This window comes from Frankia sp. Allo2 (genome assembly GCF_000733325.1).
GTDB lineage: Bacteria > Actinomycetota > Actinomycetes > Frankiales > Frankiaceae > Frankia > Frankia casuarinae.
In genome coordinates this window covers 37,497-58,627 of the sequence record NZ_JPHT01000030.1, presented here as the reverse complement: position 1 = coordinate 58,627, position 21,131 = coordinate 37,497, and the positions used below count along the sequence as shown (strand labels likewise).

Genomic DNA, 21,131 nt, shown 5'->3' with positions numbered 1-21,131 from the left:
GCGTGGACAGGCCCGCGCCGACGAGCATCCCGCACACCGTGCGCCGCCCGCCGGTGGCGAGCATCCCCACGACGAGCGCCCGGAACGTCCGGAACGACGGCGCGGTGAAACACGGCCGGAAACCCTCCAGCAGCACCGCCAGAGAAACCGGTATCGTCACGTCCGGGAGCATCGGCGTCCAACTTTCGGGTTGGTACAGGAAACGCTGATGCTCCCGCCACCAGCCCCTCGCGCTGGCCNTCCACCCCTCCGCCACGCACCGCGATACCACCGGCAGGCACCAGGGAATCATCCACCCGAAAGCAATCGGGAAAATTATCCAGCCGTTGCCAGACACTGATCTGGATCAAGAAAACTGCGAAACTCTAGTTATTGAATCACAATAGGGCAGCCGTGTCCAGATNCTAAGATTCCTATTAGTAGCAACATCCCTACCGCGCATCCTCGCCAGCGTCGCTGGACAGGTGATCGTCGAGCTTGCGCAATGCACCTTGCTTCTCCGCCATCGGAGCCTGTCAATCCCGATGAGACATCAGGCTGCTTGGTTCGTGGGTAGCGCCTCCTCGGTCTCGATGATCGCTGGGGGCTGGTTGATCCACGCCTCGGTCGGCAGCGCGGGTGGGGTCGGCCGGCGACGATCACGACTCCGGGGGTGCGCCCCTGGGACAGCAGCAGCAGCAGCGCCGCCCCGATCCGCTTCTTGAGTTCCCGGTCGTATCAGGCGATCTGGCGGAGGTCATTACCGTAGTCGAAGATGATCCGCATGCGTGCGCCCAACGCCCGGGCGTATCGGCTCAGGGTTGCCACCTCGTTCACGTCCAGATCACCGTTTTCGATCTGGCTTATCCGGCCAGGTGAGACGCCCATCAGATCGGCGACCTGACGCTGTGTCAAACCAAGGCGCTTGCGCTCCTCGGCCAGGTGGTAGGCGCTGGCCCACGCCTCCGTACGCGCTCGTTCCACGGCGAGTGCCGCGTCATCGCCGTCATGGAGCTCGGCGCGGATGTCCTCCCAGTCATGGAACTCGGTCATGANCCCTCCCGCCGTTTCCGTTCGACGGCCAGCCAGCCGTCGTAGACAACCTCTGCCGCAGGAATCGCAGCCCTGTACCAGTGCGACCAGTCGCCGGCCTTGTTCCCCGCGACCAGCAGCACGGCCTGCGACCATGGATCGAACACGAAGATCACTCGGATGGCCACCTCGCGGCCCGACCGCGGTCGGAGCTCCTTGAGGTTGCTGATCGTTGATCCCTTGAGGGTGTCGACCAGCGGGCGCCCGAGCGCCGGCCCGGCCTCGGCGAGCATGTCGATTGCCGCGTTGACGGATCGGTAGCTGTCCGGCTCCTCCCGGCGCAGCGAACGCAGCCACTCTCGCACCTCGGAGGTGGCCTTGATCGTCCACCGGGCGGGCGTTGCGGCCATTGGTCAACTATAGCTCAAGCTAAACATGGATCCGGGTGAGTGCAGGTGACGATTGATCGAATATTTCCAATCAACACCACTGAGCTCTGGTCGCCGACAGTATGATCGCGTGTGTGATCCGCAACCGTGCTGGTGGGGGTGTTTGTGGTGCGTTGCCGAGCGCACCCTGCTTGACCTGCGGTTTTTCTCCTATTCGATCTTCTTGTGACCTGTCGGGTGTGCGCGGGGTGTGCGCGGCCCGAGTGGGTGGAGTGCGGGGGACGAGTCGGGCGGCGCCTTCGGCGGCTTCCCGGGCGAGTTCTTCCAGGACCGAGGTGTAGGTGTTGACCGTCACCTCGTGGCTGGAGTGGCCGAGGGTCTCCTGGATGACCTTCAGGTCCGCGCCGCCGCCGTGCATGAGGGTGGCGGCGACGTGCCGGGCATCGTGAAGGCGGATCGGGGGTACCCCGGCTCTCGCGATCTGGTCCTGGAACTCGGCGGAGACGGCGGCGGGATGCAGAGGATCGCCGTCGAGGGTCGTGAACACCGGTCCTGAGGGGTCCCAGTCGAGGCCCATGGCGCGGCGCTCGTCGTGCTGCCGTTCCCGATGACGGTTAGAACTCCTCGACAGTGAGGTCGTCGAGGAGCAGTTCCCGCACTCCCGCGTCGGTCTTGGGCCTGGTGCGCTGCACCTTCCAGCCGACGACGACGAGCTGCCACTGGATGAGGATCTTCTTTTGGTCGAGGTCGACGTCCGGCCAGTTCAGAGCGCATGTCTCTTCACGGCGCGGCCCTCTGTAGGTCACGAGGTGATAGTGAAGCGATCCCGGCGGGTAGGCACGGATGTTCCCGCAGCCGCGGTCGAGGGTGAACACGATCCGGTTCTCGGCAACCGCAGCAGCGAGCACCNCCGGATCGGAGCGGCCCGACAGGTTCTCCGCAAGCACGGTATCGGCATCGATCCCGTGCTTGGCGAGTCGCTCGGCAAGGGAGACCGGGAGACCCTCGTCCAGCTTGACCTTCACGGCGCGGTACGAAGCGGCACGAGATCCTCCCGCGCCAGACGCGCCCCGTAGGCAGCGGCCGCACGGATCCCCGACACGGTCAGCGACGGGTACTCCGCGATGATCTCACCGTCGGACATACCGTCGGCAAGGCAGTCGAGCACGACACTCACCGGCACCCGGGTCCCCCGGATACACGCCTGCCCATGACCGACTGTCGGGTCGGCCACGACGAGCGCCAGAAGATCTTCCGCCATGCCTCCCAGTATGCTCCCGGATCTCAGCGTCGAGCGCCCGTCACGTGGTCCAAGCCGTGGCACGAGTGACAGCCAAGTTGACAGCCAAGCCGCTGGACGCGGGTGGACGTCGACGGATACCGGTGGACGGAACGCTCATGGTCAGCAGACAGGGCGGACGTTGACAGACGTCGACGGAAGATCCAAATCTAACTACGGATCAGAAGGTTGGGGGTTCGAGTCCCTCGGCGGTTGCAACGCGTCGGTGTTCGGGCGGTTCGACGTCTGCGAGCCGGCGGGCCAGGCGCTGTTCGGCGCGGGCGAGTGCCTCGTCGCGTGCCGGGAGTACCTGGTGGGCGCCGAGGCGTGCAGGTCTGGCGGAGCGGGGCGTCGCTGGTGGCGAACGCGCAGGGCCGCCGCCGCCCGCAGACCGAGCAGACCGCTTCCGGGAGTGTGAAGCAGTTCACGCAGATGTCGGGCTGGTCGTCGTGCGCGCGCAGACCGGCACCGCCGCGGTAATCACGTCGGCGGGCAGCGACGGGTCGGCGGCCGCGACCGCGGCGGNCACCNCCNCCCNGCGGGCCGCCGCCGTCGCGAGCCGTGACGCCCAGGGGCTGGTCATGACCCGACCCCCGGGCCGGGGATGGCGGTGATGTCGGCGCGCCGGGGCCGGCCCCAATAGGGCTCGACCAGGTCTCCGGGCGCGCAGCCGAGGATGTCGCAGAGCGCGGCGAGTGTGGCCAGCGACAGCCGCTCCGGGATGCCGGTCACCAACCGGTAGACCTGCTCGCGGGAGAGCCGGACACCCCGCTCGGCGAGCAGCGGGACCAGCGCCGTCGTCGCGAACAGCCCACGCTCGGCCATCAGCTTCCGCAGATGCCAGTGGTAGCCGACCTGCGCGCTTCAGTCGGTGGCCAACAGCCCATTCAGTCGCGACAGCGTGGGTTCGTCCGGCACGGTGGAGCTGCCGCCCGCCCAGGCGCCGATGCGCGGCCGCAGCCACTCCCGGAGCTCGACCGCGGCGACGGCGATGCGGTCGAGCTCCTCGGATCCGAACCGGGCAGGCAGCGCCTCTCGTTCGGCCGTGCCGACAAGCCCCGTGAGCTGGAGCCAGCGCAGGTAGCTCCAGCCATCGGCGATCAACTCGATCGGGCCGTCCGCCGAGAAGGCGAGGCTGTTGACGAAGTCCAGCACCGGATGATCGCCCAACCCGATCAGCACGTCCGGGTTCATCGGAGACCTCCCCTCGAGCCGATCACCCAAATAACCACTCCACTTCCTCTTGAGAGGTTACTCCCTCGTCAAAGTAATCGTCTTAGATATCTTTTTTAGATAGCTTTTATGGACCACCGGGGCCGCTGCGCCCGCTGAGCCCCCTGCGCCCGACGGGGCCCGCCGCTGACCGGCGGAAGCCCGTCGGGACGGTCGGTCAGGAGTTGGCCACGTCGGTCAGGAGTTGGCCACGGCGGTCAGGAGTTGGCCACGGCGGTCAGGAGTTGGCCACCGGAAGGTAGATCCGATTGCCGGCGGCGTTGAACTCGGCGGCCTTCTCGCGCAGGCCGGCGGTGACCGCCTCGTCGCCGGCCGGGTCCGCGCCATGCCCGGCCGGGTCCAGCCCGTCCCCGCCCGCGTGTGCCCGCACCTGGTGGGAAATCTTCATCGAGCAGAAGTGCGGGCCGCACATCGAACAGAAGTGCGCCGACTTCGCGGCCGGGGCCGGCAGCGTCTCGTCGTGGAACGCGCGTGCGGTGTCGGGGTCGAGCGCGAGGTGGAACTGGTCGGCCCAGCGGAATTCGAACCGGGCGTCCGACAGGGCGTCATCCCAGGCCTGCGCGCCGGGATGCCCCTTAGCGAGGTCGGCGGCGTGCGCGGCGATCTTGTAGGCGATAACGCCGGCCTTGACGTCGTCCCGGTCGGGCAGGCCGAGATGCTCCTTCGGGGTGACGTAACAGAGCATGGCGGTACCGGCCCATCCGATCATCGCCGCCCCGATCGCGGAGGTGATGTGGTCGTAGCCGGGGGCGATGTCGGTGGTCAGCGGCCCGAGGGTGTAGAACGGCGCGTCGTGGCACAGCTCCCGCTGCAGCTGCACGTTCTCCTCGATCTTGTTCATGGGCACGTGCCCGGGTCCCTCGATCATCACCTGGACGTCGTGCTCCCACGCCACCTGCGTCAACTCGCCCAGGGTGGCGAGCTCGGCGAGCTGGGCCTCATCGTTCGCGTCCGCGATGGACCCGGGCCGCAGGCCGTCGCCCAGAGAGAACGTGACGTCGTACGCGGCGAAGATCTCGCACAGCTCGGCGAAGTGGGTGTAGAGGAAGTTCTCCTCGTGATGGGCCAGGCACCAGGAGGCCAGGATCGAGCCGCCGCGCGAGACGATCCCGGTCCTGCGCCGCGCGGTCAGCGGCACGTAGCGCAGCAGCACCCCCGCGTGGACCGTCATGTAGTCCACACCCTGCTCGCACTGCTCGATCACGGTGTCCCGGTAGACCTCCCAGGACAGCTTCTCCGGCCGGCCACCGACCTTCTCCAACGCCTGGTAGATCGGCACGGTCCCGACCGGCACCGGCGCGTTACGGATGATCCACTCACGGGTCAGGGCGATGTCCGACCCGGTCGAGAGGTCCATCACGGTGTCCGCGCCCCAGCGGGTCGCCCACACCATCTTCTCGACCTCCTCCTCGATCGAGGAGGTAACGGCCGAGTTGCCGAGGTTCGCATTGATCTTCACGAGAAACGCACGGCCGATCGCCATCGGCTCGGACTCGGGATGGTTCACGTTCGCCGGCAGCACGGCCCGCCCCGCGGCGATCTCCGCCCGCACCGTCTCGACGGGAAGACCCTCCCGCAGGGCGACGAACTCCATCTCCCGAGTGATCTGACCGCGGCGGGCGTAGCCCAGCTGGGTTATGGAAGGCCGTCCCGGCACCGCCCGACGGGGCACTCGCACCCGCCCGTCGAGATCCGTCCCGCCGAGACCGAGCGGCCCAGAACCGGGCGTCCCAGAACCGGGCGTCCCAGAACCGGGCGTCCCAGAACCGAGCGTCCCAGGACCCGATGTCCCGGTCCCGGGAACGGTCCGCCGCTCATCCGGCGCGGTGTCGCCACGCTGGGCGATCCAGCTGTCCCGCGTCGCCGGCAGACCCCGGCGCACATCGATCGTCACCCCCGGATCGGTATATGGACCGGAGGTGTCGTACACCACGACGGTGTCACCCGTGGTCAGCACGATCTCCCGCATCGGCACCCGCAGATCGGGATCCGCTCCGACCAGCCAGGTCTTGCGGCTGCCCGTCAGCGGACCCGTCGAGACCGCCGTCATCCCCGCGGCCGAGACGGACGACGAGGAGGACGAGGACGAGACGGACGGGGAGGATGCGGCGGACGACAAGGATGAGGTGGACGGGGACGAGGTGACGGCCTTCGAGGTGGACGAGGACGAACGGTCGGTACGCGACACCATGTAAGACTCCCTACGCCGGCATTACCCGGACAGGTTCCTGCGGTCGGCGGCCCCAGCCGCCCTCTCAGCCCCTTGGCGGAGCTCCCGCGATCAACTTCGACGCTTGTCGACAGTAAGACACCGCCGGCCCGCTCGCCACCCCTTCCGGTTCATCCGACGCATGCCCTACACCATCGGGCGACGTGAAGAGCCCTGTTCCGCCGGACCCCGGTTTCTCTGCGTGGCGGGGAACGCCGGACCAGCTCAGCGGTCCGGGGCCGCCGCCGGCCCGGAACTCCCGCCCAGGTAGGCCGTCTCGATGAGCTCGGGATGCGCGATGAGATCCGCCGCGCTCGCCGACAGCGCGATCCGGCCCCGGTCGAGAACGTAGCCACGGTCGGCCACCTGCAACGCGAGCGAGACGAACTGCTCGACCAGCAGCACGCCGGTCGACGTCTCGAGGGCGATCGTGCGCAGCAGGGCGAGCAGCTGCGGCGCAATCCCGGGTGCCAGGCCGAACGACAGCTCGTCCACCAGCAGCAGACGCGGTCTGCGCACCAGAGCGACGGCCAACGCGAGCCGTTGCCGCTCGCCCCCGGACAGTTCTCCGGCCGACCGGTCGAGCAGGCCGCGCAGCACCGGGAACCAGTCCAACACCCGCCCGATCTCGCCGGATGAGCGCCGGCCGGCCGCCAGGCGCAGGTTCTCGCGGACGGTCAACCGCCCGAGTGATCCTCGTCCCTGCGGTACGACCGCCATCCCCCGGCGGGCGAGTGTGCTCGGCGCGGCCCGGCGCGACCGGTCATCGAGGACCTTGACCCGTCCCCTCGACGGCGTCAGCAGCCCCGCCGCCGTGCGGATCAGCGTCGTCTTGCCCGCGCCGTTCGCTCCGAGCAGCGCCACGATCTCCCCGGCACCGACGGTGAGCGACACGTCCCGGAGCACCGGAACTCCGTCGTATCCGCTCGTGACCCGGTCGAGTACGAGCAGATCGCCCCCGCCTCGGCCGGGGGCCGGCGCCGGGGTGGAGGCGGGCACGGAGTCGAGAGCAGGCACGGAGTCGAGAGCAGGCACGGAGTCGAGAGCAGGCACGGAGTCGAGAGCAGACACGGAGTCGAGAGCAGACACGGAGTCGAGAGCAGAGGCCGAGCCGGGCCCGGGTCCCGGGGCGGTCCCGGCGCGGTCGCCGCCGTCGGGCCCACCACCGCCCAGATAGGCAGCGCGGACCGCCGGATCGGCGCGCACCTCGGCGGATCGACCGCGCGCGACGACGCGGCCCCCGTCCAGGACGAGGACGTGGTCGCATACGTCGAAGACGAGCTTCACGTCGTGGNCAACGAGCAGCACGGCGATGCCGTCGGCGGCGATGCGGCGCAGCCGGTCGGCGAGCGTCCGGCGGGCGGCCGGGNCGAGACCCGCGGCCGGTTCGTCCAGCAGCAGGACCTTCGGCCTGGCGACGAGGGCGCGGCCGAGAGCCACCGAGGACCGCTCGTCGTGGGAGAGCGTCGACGGCAGGCGATCGGCGATCGTGGCGAGCCCGAGCGACCGGGCCGGATCTGGCCCGGTCGCGGGTCCGGGTGCCCGGGGCGTGACGACGGCCAGGTTCTCCCCGACCTCCAGACTGTCGAAGAGTTCCAGCGCCTGGAAGGTGCGGGCGAGCCCCAACCGCAGCCGCTCATGCGCCGGCAGTCCGACGAGCACGGCACCGTCCAGCGTGACGGTACCCGCGCTGATCGACGCAAACCCGGTGAGGGCGTCGATCAACGTCGTCTTTCCGGCTCCGTTGGGTCCGATGAGCCCGGTGATGGTGCCTGCCGACAGAGTGAAGGAGACATCCTCGAGGATGCGCGTGCGGCCCTGGTCGGCGGCGAGCATGTCGACCGCCAGCAACGCCGTCACGGGGCTCCGCCCGGGTTGACCGGATGCGGGGTCAGGCTCGGCCGGCCCTGGTCCGGCGGCTGCGGGTGTCGCACGTGATCTCCTCGACGCGTTCGCTGCCCAGGACCGGTCCGATGCGTGCCACCCGACCGATCCGCGCGGCCCTGATGATCGGCGCGAGCCGTCCGATGCGGTCGGTACGCGAGCCCGGCCGGACGTAGCACCGCCAGCACCACGACGGCGATCCCGCACAGCACGGACTGGTACTTGCCGAGCCCGGCAACCTGGTCCAGCACGATGAACACGATTNCGCCCGGCACCAGCAGACCGCCCAGCAACGCTCCGCCGACACTCGTCACCCCGCCGGCGGCCGCGATCGCCAGGAAGAACAGCGAGGCCGTGACGCCGAACGAGTCGAAGGACAGACGTCCCTGGCCGTAGCCGATGAGGCAGCCGCCGAGACCGGCGATCGCGGCGGAGAGGGTGAAGGCGAGCACCTTCGTACGACGGACGTCGATCCCGGCCGCGGCAGCGGCCCGTTCGTTCGCGCGCACGGCCAGCATGCGCCGGCCCAGGTCCGCGGTGCGCAGCCGGGCGACTCCGTAGCAGCACGCGGCGAGCACGGCCAACGCCAGCAGCCCGTACTGCGGCCGGGGGAACCCGGCACCGGCGAGCCCGAGATCGAGGCCGAAGATCTTCGGACTCGGTACTACCGACCCGGCCAACCCGCCGGTGACCAGCGGGTTTCCGAACACCACCTCCTGGATCGCGACGCCGGCGACCAGAGTGATCAATGCCAGGTCGATTCCACGCAGCCGCCGTGACAGCNCCCCCAGCAGCAGGCCCGCCACGGCGGCGGCACCCGTGGCGAGCAGGGGTGCGATCGGGAACGGCACGCCCAGCTCACCCTGGAGTCTGGCCAACAGGAAGCCGGCGACACCGGCGAGGGTCATCTGTGCCAACGAGAGCTGTCCGACGTACCCGGTCAACACGACGAACGACAGACACACCACGGCGCCGGCAAGGCTGCGTTCGAGGCCGAGCCGGTAGGGGCCGGCCAGCACGAGGATCGCGACCACCCCGAACGGCACACCGACCGCGAGGTGGCGCAGGGGAGACTCCGGCGGGTCGACCACCGGCATCGGAGCCGACACGGCGACGCCCGCGGCGCGACCGGGAATGAGATCCCCGCGCCGGCCCGCCACCGCGATGACCAGAAGCATCGGAAGCAGCGCGCGCAGTCCCGGCTGGTTCAACCAGGAGACGTCCTGTTGCAGCGGGATCAGGACGGCCTGGGTCATGCCGAGGCCGAGAGCTCCGACGACGGTCAGACCGAACGAGGACAGGCCACCGAGCAGAGCGGCGGCGAGCGCGGGAACGACGAACAGCGAGTAGCTCGTCGGATTCAGCGCACTGATCGGCGCCACGAGGATCCCGGCGAGGGCGGCGAGCACGGCCGCCATGACCCAGTTGACGGCGGCGATCCAGCCGGGCCGCCGGCCGAGAAGCGCGGTGGTCTGCTCATCCTCGGCGACGGCGCGGGTAGCCAGGCCGAACAACGTCCAGCGCGACATCGCCCACAGACCGGCGGCGACCACGATGACCGACGCGGCGAGCAGCAGCCGGTCACTCGCCACGGTCACGCCCAGCAGGGACAGCGGTGACTGCGGCAGCACCGGGCTGAGGAACCTGTTGTCAGATCCGAACTGGAGCACGGCGACGGCCTGCAGCGCGATCGTGAGGCCGACCGCCGCCACGACCGTCATCAGCGGCTGGGCACGCCGCAAGGGCCGAAAAACCACCAGATAGGATGCCAGTGCTAGAATTGCCGCCATTGCGAGGGATACTGACAGGGCTAGCCCGAAGGTGGGCGTGTCGGTGAGATGAATTCTTGGCGGNATCCCGACGACGGGCAGTACGAGGTCCCCGACCTCCCGTAGTTCTGCGTACTGGTAGGTGGCGTACATAGCGAACGCCCCATGGGCGATGTTCACCACGCCGGACGCGCGGTAGGTGAGCACGAGCCCTAGCCCGAGCGCCGCGTACACGGCCCCCGGGCCAAGGCCGAGCAGCAATGCTGCTATATACGTTGTCACCGGGCCCCCGTAGACGCATCTATTGCAGATAGAGAGATCCGAACTGCGATGAAGACCGGACGCATGGTCACACAACAGTCCCCGTCCGGCCGGTCGACGGTCAAGCCCCCAGAACTGGACGACAGAAGTGTAGCTTCACGAGCCGTGAGACAAGCCTCCCGCATCCTCCTCGCGTTCTCCGTAGCCTTGTCCGTCGTTGTCGCCGGGTGCACGAGTCAGCGCGGTGGCTCGTCCGGCGCAGCTGCCGGTGGCAGCGCGGCGGCGAGCCGCCTGACCGGGCCTGCGGTCACTGTCGGCTTCGTAACGGTTGAGAACAGCACTGTCGGGTCATACCCGGAGACCCGGAAGGCCGCTCAGGCCGCCGTGGACTACGCCAACACCTCTCTGGGCGGGCTCGACGGTCGACCGCTCCGGCTGATCAGCTGCGCAACCGACGGCTCGCCGGAGTCCTCCCAGAACTGCGCCAACCGGCTTGTCGCCACGAAACCACTCGCGGTGGTCGGCGGGATCGATTTCGGCGCGGAGGCGGCGATGCCGATATACGAGACCGCCCACATCCCGTACGTCACCGGCTCTCCTCAACTGAGCGGAGAACTCGGCTCACACAACGCCTTCGCATTTTCCGGCGGTTCGCTCAGCGAGCTGCTCGGCCTCACCGACTATCTGACGAACATCCGGCATGTGCGCAGCGTGCATGCCCTGTACCTCGACCTGCCCGGCCTGCTGTCCGCCGCTATCCAGGGATCGCAGAACGTCCTGCACCATAAAGGTGTGTCCGACGTCAAACTGGTGCCGGAGAAATCCGACGCGGCAGACTTCGCGCCGGCCCTGACCCAGGTCGCGGCGGGCAAGCCGGACGCGATCATCGTGGTGTTCCAGGCGGCGACGTGCACCCGGATCGTCCAGGCCGCGGCGGCGCTGAACATCCGCAGCGACATCTACTTNATCGGTCCCTGCNCCACCCCCGCGGTGCCGCGCGCGGCCAGCGGCCGGACCGACAACCTCTACTTCGCATCCAGCTACCTACCGGTCGGGACGAGCGATGGTGACGCCGACACGGCGGCGTTCCGTAAGGCGATCCCGGAGGCCGATCGGTCCTCGTCGTCGCAGGGATCCTTCTCCGCCGTCCTCAACATCCGGTCGCTGCTGGCCGGTACCGCCCAGCCGACCTCGGCCGCCCTGCTCACGGCGCTTCGCGCCTCCCACGACCGCCCGAACGTCATGGCCCATCCGTTCACCTGCGACGGCAAGCAGATCGACATCTTCCCGGCGATCTGCAACACGGCGGTGCGGCTGCTGGCGTGGAAGAACAACACGTTCACCGATGTCACCGGCAACTGGCTCGACGGGCGCCAGCTCATCAAACTGATCAACTGACCACGTTCGCCTAACAAGCCGTCCGGCTCGTGCTCATCCCCGCTGTCACACGCACGGGCCGGTGGCGCAACCGCTCACGCAGATCTCGACCGTCAGATCTCGACGGTCAGATCTCGACGACGGCCTGGGCGAACTGGGACTGGTACAGCCGGGAGTATGGGCCATCGGCGGCCAGGAGCTCGGTGTGGGTGCCCTGTTCGACGATGGCTCCGTTCTCCATCACGAGAATGGTGTCCGCGTCCCGGATGGTCGACAGCCGATGCGCGATGACGAACGCGGTCCGCCCCGCCCGCAGGGTCGACATCGCCCGTTGGATGAGGACCTCGGTACGGGTGTCCACCGAGCTCGTCGCCTCGTCGAGAACCAGGATCAGAGGTTCCACGAGGAAGGCGCGGGCGATGGTGATCAGCTGCTTCTCCCCGCCGCTCACGCCGACCCCCTCGTCGTCGAGCACGGTGTCGTAACCCGCGGGAAGAGTGCGGACGAACCGGTCGACGTGCGCGGCGCGGGCCGCCGCCACAATCTGCTCGTGGGTGGCGCCCTCCGCACCGTAGGCGATGTTCTCCGCGATCGTTCCGCCGAACAGCCAGGTGTCCTGCAGGACCATGCCGATGCTGGCCCGCAGTTCATCCCGCGACATCGCCGCGACATCGACCCCGTCCAAGGTGATCCGTCCGCCGGTGACCTCGTAGAAGCGCATCAGCAGGTTGATCAGAGTGGTCTTGCCGGCGCCGGTCGGCCCGACGATCGCGACGGTGTGACCAGGTTCCGCGACAAGTGACAGGTCCTCGATCAACGGCTTGTTCGGTTCGTAGCGGAAGGAGACGCGTTCGAAGGCCACCCGGCCACGAAGCCGCTCCGGATGCGCCGGAACCGCCCGGTCGGGTTCCTGCTCGACGGTGTCGAGCAGGTCGAACACCCGCTCCGCGGAGGCCACCCCGGACTGCACCAGGTTCGCCATGCTGGCAACCTGGGACAACGGCTGGCTGAACTGCCGAGAATATTGGATGAACGCCTGGACGTCACCGATCGACAGCGAGCCGGACGCGACCCGCAGGCCGCCGATCACAGCTACCAGCACGTAGTTCAGGTTTCCGATGAACAACATCGAGGGCTGCATGAGACCGGAGATGAACTGCGCGCGCCAACTNGCGGCGTAGAGCCGCTCGTTCTGCTCACGAAAGATCTCCGCGGATTCCTCCTGCCGGCCGAACGCCCGCACGAGCGTGTGCCCGGTGTACATCTCCTCGATATGGGCGTTGAGACCACCGGTGATCCGCCACTGGGCGACAAACTGGGGCTGAGCCAGCTTGCCGACCCGGGTCGCCATCATGATCGACACTGGCACCGTGACCAGCGCGATCAGGGCGAGGATCCAGGAGATCCAGAGCATCATCGATAGCACGCCCACGATCGTCAGCGTCGACGCGACAATCTGCGACATGCTCTGCTGCAGGCTCTGCCCGAAGTTGTCGATGTCGTTGGTGACCCGGCTGAGCACCTCGCCTCGCGGCTGACCGTCGAAGTAACGGACGGGCAACCGCGAGATCTTCGCCTGGACGTCGCGGCGCAGATCACTGATCACTCTCTGCAGGGCCAGGTTCGCCAGCCGGGCCTGGAGCACACCGCACAATCCGGACACCGCGTAGACGACCACGACCCCCAGCAGCACGACACCGATGGCATCGAAGTCCATGCCATGACCGGGGGTCACGTCGAGCGAGGCGAGCAGGTCCGCCTGGGTACCGTGGCCGGTGGCACGCAGCTGCGCGACCGCCTGTTCCTTCGTGCTGCCGGCTGGCAGCCGCCGACTGAAGATCCCCGCGAACACCAGGTCGGTGGCGTGGCCGAGCAGGCGAGGACCGATCACGCTCAGGCCGACGCTCAACGTCGCCAGGACCACGACGGCGATCAGCAGGTGACGCTGCGGTCGCAGCAGTCCGAGCAGCCGGCGGCTCGACGCGGCGAAGTCCATCGACTTCTCCGTCGCGCCCGGGCCCACGAAGAACCGAGCGGGCCCGGCCGTCGGGGCCGGGCCGCGGCGCGGTGCCGGTACCGGGCTGCTCATGCCGCCTCCTCCTCGGTGAGCTGGGAGAGCACAATCTCGCGGTACGTGGNGTTGTCGGCCATCAGCTGCTGGTGGGTGCCGACGCCGGCCACCTCACCGTGGTCCAGCACGATGATCTGATCCGCATCCCGGATGGTGGCGACCCGCTGAGCGACGATCACCACGGTCGCGGCGGAGGTCTCGTGGGCGAGCGCCCTGCGCAGGCGGGCGTCGGTGGCGTAGTCGAGGGCCGAGAAGGAGTCGTCGAACAGGTAGATCTCCGGGCCGTGAACGAGCACGCGGGCGATGGAGAGCCGTTGGCGCTGGCCGCCGGAGACGTTCGTGCCACCCTGGGCGATCGCGGTGTCGAGACCGTCCGGCATGGNTTCGACGAAGTCCTTCGCCTGCGCGATCTCCAGCGCGCGCCACAGTTCGTCGTCGGTGGCGTCCGGATTTCCGTAGCGCAGATTGGTCGCGACGGTGCCGGAGAACAGATACGGCCTCTGTGGAACCAGGCCGACGGTCCGGGCGAGCAGCGCCGGGTCGAGATCGCGGACGTCGACGCCGTCGACGAGGACGGCGCCCTCGGTGGCGTCGGCCAACCGCGGGACCAGACCGAGCAGCGTTGTCTTGCCGCTACCGGTGCTGCCGATGATGGCTGTGGTCTGACCCGGCCGGGCGCGCAGGCTGATTGCGCGCAGGACCGGCGCCTCCGCGCCCGGGTAGTGGAACCCGACGCCCCGCAGTTCCAGGTCACCGTGGCGGCGCAGCTCCCGCACCGGGTTCTGCGGTGGCAGGACCGTGGAGTCGGTCTCGAGCACCTCCTGGATGCGCTCCGCGCACACCTCGGCGCGGGGAATCATCATGAACATGAAGGTGGCCATCATCACCGACATCAGGATCTGCATCAGGTAGCTGAGGAAGGCTGTCAGCGCGCCGATCTGCATCTGGCCGGCGTCGATACGGTGGGCACCGAACCACAGCACGGCCACGCTCGAGAAGTTGACCACGGTGAGCACGAGCGGGAACATCAACGCCATGAGTCGACCGAACCGCAACGAGATGTCGGTCAGTTCGGCGTCAGCCACCGCGAACCGGCGCCGCTCATAGTCGTCCTGGACAAAAGCGCGGATCACCCGGAGCCCGGTGATCTGCTCCCGCAGGATCCGGTTGACGGCGTCCAAGCGCTCCTGCATCGCCCGGCCCAGCGGCCGCATCCGTCGCACGATCAAGCTGATGATCACTGCGAGGACCGGAGTGATCGCGACGAGCAGGAGCGAGAGCCCGGCATCCTGGTTGACCGCCAGGATGATGCCGCCCAGGCACATGATCGGCGCGGAGACCATGAGCGTGAAGCTCATTAACATCAGCATCTGCACCTGCTGCACGTCGTTCGTGGCCCGGGTGATCAGAGAGGGCGCGCCGAAGCGGCCGACCTCCCGGGCCGAGAACGACTGGACCCGGTCGAACACCGACGCCCGGATGTCCCGACCGAGCGCCATCGCCGTCCGGGCTCCGAAGAAGACGGCGGCGCCGGCACAGACGATCTGCACGACGCTGACACCGAGCATGAGTCCACCGATACGCATGATGTAGCCGGTGTCGCCGATGACCACTCCACGATCAATGATGTCGGCGTTGAGGGTGGGGAGGTAGAGCATGGCGATCGTCGCCACCAGCTGCAGAAGGACCAGTATCGAGATCGGCCGGCCGTAGGGGCCGAGGTGAGCCCGCAGAAGTCGGATCAGCATACGGTCCCTCTCGGTGGCGGCTGGTGGTCGAACCGGTAGATCGCGACAACGGTGGGTAAGCACACTGCAGACGTGTTGCGACCCTACGACGTCAACCCAACATCAGGTCAAGGCATTTTCAGTGCCGCGCACTGGAGAGTCGAGGGTCAGTGCCGCGCACTGGAGAGTCGAGGGTCAGTGCCGCGCACTGGAGACATGGCGGCTACCTCATGTCGGATACCTGCCGGGGATGTCGGCGAGCGGTGCGGGTCCGCCGAAGAGGCTGCCCTGGCCAAGGCCGCAGCCGCTGTGCGCGAGGGTGGCGGCCTGCTTCGCGTCAGCGATGCCGGTGCCCAGCAGTGAAATGCCCAGTCCGCGGATGGTGGCGAGGAACGCCGTGCGCAGCGTGCCGTCGTTTTCTTCTTCCCCGGGGGTGCGGCCGTCGGTCAGCGATTCGGTCAGGTGCCGGGTGGCGGCGGCGTCGAGCACGATGATCTGGACGGGAAGCGGCAGAAGGGGATCGAACGAGAGGTCCTCGGCGTCGGGATAGGTGATCGCGAGCCTGATACCTCGTGCGGCCAGTCCGCGCAGCGCCCGCAGGGCAGCCTGATCGGTGTGGTGCGTCGCGCCGGCGACGCGGAGCACGAGAGCATCGGGTGNCAGGTGGTGGACGGTCAGAGCATTGACCACCTCGGTCGTGAACCGGGCGTCAGCGGCATCGAGGATCGAGACGGGGATGTGGAGGGCCACCTCCGGATGGCCCGTGCTTCGGTATCGGCCGAGGTCACGGCAGGCCCGGTCGAGCAGGATGTGCTCCAGTGCGGGGGCCAGCCCGGTCTGCTGGGCGGTGAGGGTGAGACGGTGGTGGGGAACGGATCGGGAGGACGGGTCGTCCCACCGAAGCGCCGCCTCGACACCGACGGTCCGACCGGTGTGGAGCTCGATGATCGGCTGATAGCTGACGTTGAGGGTACCGCCGCCATCCTCGCCGCGTACGGCGTGGGTGAGGCTGGTGCGCAGGGCGTCCTCGGCGCTGGCGGGGCACAGCTCCGGCCGGTACACCACCAGGGTGCCCTTNCCCCGCCGTTTTGCGGCGTACATGGCGGAGTCCGCCTGTTTCAGCACGCTTTCCGCGGTGGCCTGAGTGCCGGGGTCGACAACGACCAGCCCAATGCTGGCCTGGGTTGTATGAACCGTTCCGGCGAGTACCAAGGGTACGCGGAGTGTTTCCAGGATCCGCCGCCCGATGGACTCGGGGTCGACGCAGCCGCCTTCCAGCAGGACCGCGAACTCGTCGCCGCTGATGCGGGCAACCGTGTCGGTGCTACGGGCGCAACTCGTCAGCCGACCCGCGGTTACGCGAAGCAGGTCGTCGCCGGCCGCGTGCCCGAATCTGTCGTTGACGCTCTTGAAGTCGTCGAGGTCGCAGAACAGTAGTGCAAGCTGCGTGTCGTCCTGCGTATTGTCGTGGAGGCGCCGGGCAAGTCCGCGTTGCAGTCGGGCCGTCAACAGCGTGCGGTTCGCCAGGTCGGTCAGCGGATCGTGCAGGGCCTGGTGGTGCAGCTGTCGTTCGCGGGTGTAGCGGTGGGCGTTGTCCAGGCACAGCGCCGCGCGGGCGGCCAACTCCTCGGCCAGGGCCAGGTCGTCGTCCTCGTAGGGCTCTGGTTGCCGGGAGCGGCAGAAACTGGCCACCCCGAACATCACGTCGCGGGCGCACAGGGGGACGGTGATGAGCGAGTGGATCCCCTGCGCGAGGAGTTGCTCGACGCGTTCGGGGTCCTGGGCCTGCCAACCGGGAGCCGCGTGCAGGTCGGCCTCGAGCACCGCTCGCCCGCTGGCCAGGCACCGAGCCTGCGGCGTGGAGGGCAGGAAGCTGATCTGGTGACCGGCCGGGTAGAGAGCGAGGCCTTCCTGGATGCCGTGCAGGGCGGCGCGGCGCAGCAGTGCGGTCGGACGCAGCGAGTCCTCGCCCCGCAGAACAGACTCCGACAGGTCCACCGTGACGACGTCGGCGAGTTCGGGCACGGCTGCCTGGGCCAGTTCCTCGGCGGTCCGAGTCACGTCGAGGGTGGTCCCGATGTGCATACTGGCCTCGTACAGCAGGGTGAGGCGTCGCCGTGCCGCCACCGCGAGACGGCCGATTCCCTGTTCCCCGATCGCCAGCAGTGACGCGCCGATGGCGGGCTGCCGGCTGGCCGGGTACGCACTGGCCACGGGTGTGCTGGCCGGGCGGGTGGCGTCGGGTGCACCCGCCGGCAGTCGCGGCGTCGGCCTGGGCGCGCTGAGCGCGGCATACGGCAGGAAAAGCCCCGGCGCCGACGGGGCACCGGCGTCGGCCCCCCGCGGCTGGCTGTTGAGGTGTCCTGCCACAGCCGCGGCGCTGGTCATGAGGCGACGGGGCGGCCCGAAGGGAAGGACGACCTCGACGGCCAGCCCGGCCACTGCGGAGTGCGTCCGTACCTCCCTGCACACCAGCGTGGCAGTCTGACCGTGCGGCAGGGATACCTCGATGGCGGTCGGCCGGCCCGCTGCGATCAGTTCAGCGGCCTTCTCCTGCAAAACCAGCCGAGTATCGTGCTTGATCTCGATGCCGGACCCGGCATCGAGATCAAGCGGAAACTGTGCGCCGCCAGCCGGTATCCGCATCCGGTGTTTGGCCTGCCGGTACGCCAGGAGCAAGGCGCGTTCCCGCTCGCTCGCCTGTTCCAGCAGGCGATGTTCGATAGCGCGGCCAGCCTCCCCCACCATGGCTTCCGCCGACGGATTCGCCTCGGCGAGCCTGCAAATGAGGCTGAACACGCCTTCGATACGCCCGCTGAGGGGGTCGCGGACGGGAGCGGATATGCACGCGTCCGGTTGGTAGAGGTCAGCAAAGTGCTCGGCGCCCGAGACGCGGGCGGGGCGCCTTTCCACGAGGGCGAGGGCTACGGCGCTGGTGCCGACCAGGTGCTCGGCGACGCAGAACCCAGGGTGTAGGCCGAAGGATGCCTCACCGACCCGGTGCGCCAGTATTCTTGCCTGGTCGTCGGTGAGACACACGCACACCCAGGTCCCGGCGATCATGGATGCCAGTCGGTCGAGTACCGGGTCGGCCGCGCGGACCAGGCGCGTGTCCAGATCAAGATCCGGATCATAGACGGGGGAGCACCGGTCCGGGCTCACGTTCAGTACCTGGCTGCGCCACCACGAACCCAAAATCGCGTTTTGTGGTCCTTCCGCTACCAGGTCCCCCGTCAGGAATCGTTCCCGCAGGTGAGCGCTGTTACGCTGCGCAAGGTCATCCCAGATGTCCACGATGATTTCACCTCCCTCCTCGGGAGCCCAGAGGTTTCCGCGTCACCCTCCTGGCCTGCGCGCACATTCCACACCATCAAATCTACTACACCATTGTGGGCCTGCTGTCGCCTACGGAATGCTCCGATCTGCGAGCGACGCCCGAGATGAGACCGGTATAAGCACGTATGCGATGCTGGCGACGCTACCGGTGGAGCGGGACGGCATAGTCGATCATGTCGTTGTGATCATGCGGCCGGCATTCTGTTCGCGCGGCGGCGCGGCACGGTCCGAGCACGCTCGACCTGCCGCGGCGGCTCAGAATGCCGCGCGAGCTCCGACCGCGGGGGCGTCGACGTCCACGATCTCCTTACCCAGCGGCAGCAGCGAGACCGGGATCAGTTTGAAGTTCGCCAACCCGAGCGGGATACCGATGATGGTGAGGCAGAGTGCCAGGCCGGTGGTGAGATGTCCCAGTGCCAACCACCAACCGGCCAGCAGGATCCACAGCACGTTTCCGACCAGGGACGCCCCGCCGGCGCCGGGTCGGTCGACAATGCGCCGTCCAAACGGCCACAGGGTGAAGTTCGCCATCCGCAGGGCGGCGATCCCGAAGGGAATCGTGACGATGAGAATGAAGCACACAAGCGCCGCGAGGGCATAGCCGACGGCAAGCCAGAAACCACCGAATACCAACCAGATGACGTTGAGCACGAGGCGCATGAGCTGACCCGCTCTCTCCCGATCCGACACCGGGATCGTGGTGAACGCCGATGGCAAGCCTGCCGGAAGCATCAGCGCCACTGTCGATCGGCCGCCACTCGTCGATCGGCACCGACTTTATCGTACCAATCCAGCCCAGGTCGTCCGAACACGACCGTCCGAACACGGTCAGGTACACCACGATGACACACCGTCAGGTACACCACGATGATCTGCCCCGGGGACGCCATCGCAAACGGAGTGGATGCCACGCGGCCCGGCACGTTCCGGCCCTGCTCGCTACTGTCATGACAGCAGTCCATGCCGGCCGGTCGCGACCGACCGGCCGCGGCCGCACGAACGCAGGTGACGTACGCCGCCGCCTGGCGCAGGCAGCTTCCCGGCCACGGTCGTCGGTATCCAGGAGGTGAGCCGGTTCGGGTAGCCCAACCGGCTCCCGCCCGCCGTGGACACGAGGTGTCGCCCCGGTTACCTCTCTCGAGAGCGGAAGTGATGCGCGGATGACCGATATGCAGGCATTCGACCACGTAATCGATCTTGTCGGAAACACGCCGCTGGTCCGGATCACACCGACGATCGAGACGACGCCGACGCCGGTGCTGGCAAAGCTGGAGTACCTTAATCCCGGTGGATCGGTGAAAGACCGGGTAGCGCTGACCATGGTCTCCGCCGCCGAGGAGGCCGGACTGCTTCCGCCTGGTGGGACCATCATCGAACCTACCAGCGGAAACACCGGTGTCGGCTTGGCCCTGGTGGCGGCCCGGCGGGGCTATCGCTGCGTGTTCACCATGCCCGACAAGATCAGCGAAGAGAAACGAGCCGTCCTGCGCGCCTACGGCGCCGAGGTCGTCATCTGCCCGACAGCAGTGGCACCCGACGACCCCCGCTCCTACTACTCGGTGGCCCGCCGGCTCGTCCGCGAGACTCCCGGTGGTTGGAGCCCGGATCAGTATTCCAACCCGAACAATCCCGCTGCGCACTACGCTACGACCGGGCCGGAGATCTGGCAGGCCACGAACGGTCGCGTCACCCATTTCGTCGCCGGCATCGGGACCGGCGGGACGATCAGTGGAGTCGGCCGTTACCTCAAGGAGGCGTCCGGCGGAACCGTGCAGATCGTGGGCGCGGATCCGGAGGGTTCGGTCTACTCCGGTGGCAGCGGCCGGCCCTACCTCGTCGAAGGCGTCGGGGAGGACATCTGGCCGACGACCTACGACAAGACGGTCGTCGACCGGGTGGAGGCGGTCAGCGACCGCGACTCGTTCCTGATGACGCGCGAGCTGGCCAGGAAATGCGGGCTGCTGGTGGGCGGATCAGGCGGGCTCGCGGTGGTAGTCGCCCTCNGGGTCGCTCGCGAGCTCGGCCCGGACGACGCCGTTGTGGTCCTGCTTCCGGACTCCGGCCGCGGATANCTGTCGAAGATCTTCAACGACGAATGGATGTACGAGTACGGCTTTCTGGAGCCGCCGTCGAACGAGCCGACCGTCTCGGACGTCCTGCGGAACAAGGCCGAACAGACCAGTGGTCCCCCCGATCTGGTGCATGTCCACCCGGCCGAGACAGTCGGTGCCGCCATCTCCTACCTGCGCGAGTACAACGTGTCGCAGATGCCGGTGGTGCGGCACGAACCGCCCCTGCGGGCGGCGGAGGTCGCGGGTTCCGTCATCGAGCGGCATCTGCTCGCGGCGGTCTTCGCCGACCGGTCCGCCATCGACGCTCCGGTCGCCGATCATCTGTCGCCGTCGCTTCCGATGGTGGGTACCGGCGAGCCACTGGCCCGGATCGTCGCGGTGCTCGGGGACGAACCCGCGGTGCTGGTACACGACGAGGGTAATCCCGTCGGCATCCTTACCCGTGCCGACCTGCTGAGTTTCCTGGCCGTCCGCTAGATCGGCACCGATCATCGAGAACGCCCTAGCGTGGCG

17 protein-coding genes and 1 riboswitch are annotated in these 21,131 nt (G+C 68.3%); of the genes, 3 read left to right on the top strand and 14 right to left on the bottom strand.

From position 1 onward, the window contains the following. Positions 1–717: 717 nt before the first annotated feature. The 8 genes from ALLO2_RS17770 to thiC all read right to left on the bottom strand — a co-directional run bounded on the left by ALLO2_RS17770 (position 718) and on the right by thiC (position 5,962). A complete protein-coding gene (locus ALLO2_RS17770) occupies positions 718–1,032 on the bottom strand; it encodes a helix-turn-helix transcriptional regulator (protein ID WP_011434855.1) in 315 nt (104 codons plus the stop codon). After that, entirely contained in the window at positions 1,029–1,421 is a 393-nt protein-coding gene (locus ALLO2_RS17765; protein ID WP_011434854.1) for a type II toxin-antitoxin system RelE/ParE family toxin, read from the bottom strand. Before ALLO2_RS17765 ends, ALLO2_RS17770 begins: the two co-directional genes overlap by 4 nt. A gap of 70 nt (positions 1,422–1,491) precedes the next feature. Continuing rightward, positions 1,492–1,977 (bottom strand): tyrosine-type recombinase/integrase, encoded by a 486-nt coding sequence (locus ALLO2_RS23535; RefSeq protein WP_011434853.1) that lies wholly within the window; start codon positions 1,975–1,977, stop codon positions 1,492–1,494. Positions 1,978–2,014: 37 nt separating this feature from the next. Then, the gene (locus tag ALLO2_RS27405) at positions 2,015–2,425 is read right to left on the bottom strand and encodes a DUF5615 family PIN-like protein (protein ID WP_232235172.1); all 411 of its coding nucleotides are present in this window, start codon (positions 2,423–2,425) and stop codon (positions 2,015–2,017) included. Next, the gene (locus ALLO2_RS17750) at positions 2,422–2,661 is read right to left on the bottom strand and encodes a DUF433 domain-containing protein (RefSeq protein WP_011434851.1); all 240 of its coding nucleotides are present in this window, start codon (positions 2,659–2,661) and stop codon (positions 2,422–2,424) included. Before ALLO2_RS17750 ends, ALLO2_RS27405 begins: the two co-directional genes overlap by 4 nt. A gap of 597 nt (positions 2,662–3,258) precedes the next feature. Then, the gene (locus ALLO2_RS17745; protein WP_330218951.1) at positions 3,259–3,516 is read right to left on the bottom strand and encodes a helix-turn-helix transcriptional regulator; all 258 of its coding nucleotides are present in this window, start codon (positions 3,514–3,516) and stop codon (positions 3,259–3,261) included. Positions 3,517–3,543: 27 nt separating this feature from the next. After that, complete coding sequence (locus tag ALLO2_RS17740; RefSeq protein WP_011434849.1) at positions 3,544–3,873, bottom strand: ABATE domain-containing protein; 330 nt, start codon at positions 3,871–3,873, stop codon at positions 3,544–3,546. Between the two features lie 256 nt (positions 3,874–4,129). Beyond that, on the bottom strand, positions 4,130–5,962 hold the full coding sequence (gene thiC / locus ALLO2_RS17735) for a phosphomethylpyrimidine synthase ThiC (protein WP_139168527.1): 1,833 nt from the start codon (positions 5,960–5,962) through the stop codon (positions 4,130–4,132). Between thiC and ALLO2_RS25855 the strand changes: the two genes are divergently transcribed. After that, positions 5,859–6,107: a hypothetical protein gene (locus ALLO2_RS25855; RefSeq protein WP_162238919.1), complete on the top strand. Its 249-nt coding sequence runs from the start codon at positions 5,859–5,861 to the stop codon at positions 6,105–6,107. The two genes, thiC and ALLO2_RS25855, sit on opposite strands and share 104 nt — an antisense overlap. Beyond that, positions 6,094–6,201, bottom strand: a riboswitch (TPP riboswitch). It overlaps the preceding gene by 14 nt. Before the next feature lie 145 nt (positions 6,202–6,346). Here ALLO2_RS25855 and ALLO2_RS17730 read toward each other — a convergent pair. Together ALLO2_RS17730 and ALLO2_RS17725 are read right to left on the bottom strand one after the other, a co-directional pair. Further along, a complete protein-coding gene (locus ALLO2_RS17730; protein ID WP_035733561.1) occupies positions 6,347–7,981 on the bottom strand; it encodes an ATP-binding cassette domain-containing protein in 1,635 nt (544 codons plus the stop codon). Then, positions 7,978–10,056 carry an ABC transporter permease gene (locus ALLO2_RS17725; protein ID WP_035733559.1) on the bottom strand — a complete coding sequence of 693 codons (2,079 nt, stop codon included), beginning with the start codon at positions 10,054–10,056 and terminating at the stop codon, positions 7,978–7,980. The genes ALLO2_RS17730 and ALLO2_RS17725 overlap by 4 nt, the downstream gene beginning before the upstream one ends. Before the next feature lie 144 nt (positions 10,057–10,200). On the opposite strand from ALLO2_RS17725, the gene ALLO2_RS17720 reads away from it, so the two are divergent. Further along, positions 10,201–11,433, top strand: a complete 1,233-nt coding sequence (locus tag ALLO2_RS17720) for an ABC transporter substrate-binding protein (protein ID WP_035733558.1) — start codon at positions 10,201–10,203, stop codon at positions 11,431–11,433. 106 nt (positions 11,434–11,539) lie between these two features. On the opposite strand, the gene ALLO2_RS17715 is transcribed toward ALLO2_RS17720, so the two are convergent. From ALLO2_RS17715 to ALLO2_RS17695, 4 genes are all read right to left on the bottom strand, one after another. Then, entirely contained in the window at positions 11,540–13,501 is a 1,962-nt protein-coding gene (locus ALLO2_RS17715) for an ABC transporter ATP-binding protein (protein WP_011434844.1), read from the bottom strand. After that, the gene (locus ALLO2_RS17710) at positions 13,498–15,231 is read right to left on the bottom strand and encodes an ABC transporter ATP-binding protein (protein ID WP_035733556.1); all 1,734 of its coding nucleotides are present in this window, start codon (positions 15,229–15,231) and stop codon (positions 13,498–13,500) included. The genes ALLO2_RS17715 and ALLO2_RS17710 overlap by 4 nt, the downstream gene beginning before the upstream one ends. A 207-nt stretch (positions 15,232–15,438) precedes the next feature. Further along, positions 15,439–18,504 (bottom strand): diguanylate cyclase domain-containing protein, encoded by a 3,066-nt coding sequence (locus ALLO2_RS23530; RefSeq protein ID WP_051875363.1) that lies wholly within the window; start codon positions 18,502–18,504, stop codon positions 15,439–15,441. 297 nt (positions 18,505–18,801) lie between these two features. Next, positions 18,802–19,206, bottom strand: coding sequence for a YccF domain-containing protein (locus ALLO2_RS17695; protein ID WP_011434841.1), 405 nt, complete (start codon positions 19,204–19,206; stop codon positions 18,802–18,804). A gap of 509 nt (positions 19,207–19,715) precedes the next feature. Between ALLO2_RS17695 and ALLO2_RS17690 the strand changes: the two genes are divergently transcribed. Then, positions 19,716–21,095 carry a cystathionine beta-synthase gene (locus ALLO2_RS17690; protein WP_035733567.1) on the top strand — a complete coding sequence of 460 codons (1,380 nt, stop codon included), beginning with the start codon at positions 19,716–19,718 and terminating at the stop codon, positions 21,093–21,095. The last annotated feature ends 36 nt before the right edge of the window (positions 21,096–21,131 follow it).

What these genes read in the sequence shown, in the direction of transcription:
- ALLO2_RS17740 (WP_011434849.1), bottom strand. Translation starts at nt 3,873, where the DNA reads ATGAACCCGGACGTGCTGATCGGGTTGGGCGATCATCCGGTGCTGGAC.
- thiC (WP_139168527.1), bottom strand. Translation starts at nt 5,962, where the DNA reads ATGACGGCGGTCTCGACGGGTCCGCTGACGGGCAGCCGCAAGACCTGG.
- ALLO2_RS17750 (WP_011434851.1), bottom strand. Translation starts at nt 2,661, where the DNA reads ATGGCGGAAGATCTTCTGGCGCTCGTCGTGGCCGACCCGACAGTCGGT.
- ALLO2_RS17770 (WP_011434855.1), bottom strand. Translation starts at nt 1,032, where the DNA reads ATGACCGAGTTCCATGACTGGGAGGACATCCGCGCCGAGCTCCATGAC.
- ALLO2_RS17695 (WP_011434841.1), bottom strand. Translation starts at nt 19,206, where the DNA reads ATGCGCCTCGTGCTCAACGTCATCTGGTTGGTATTCGGTGGTTTCTGG.
- ALLO2_RS23535 (WP_011434853.1), bottom strand. Translation starts at nt 1,977, where the DNA reads ATGGGCCTCGACTGGGACCCCTCAGGACCGGTGTTCACGACCCTCGAC.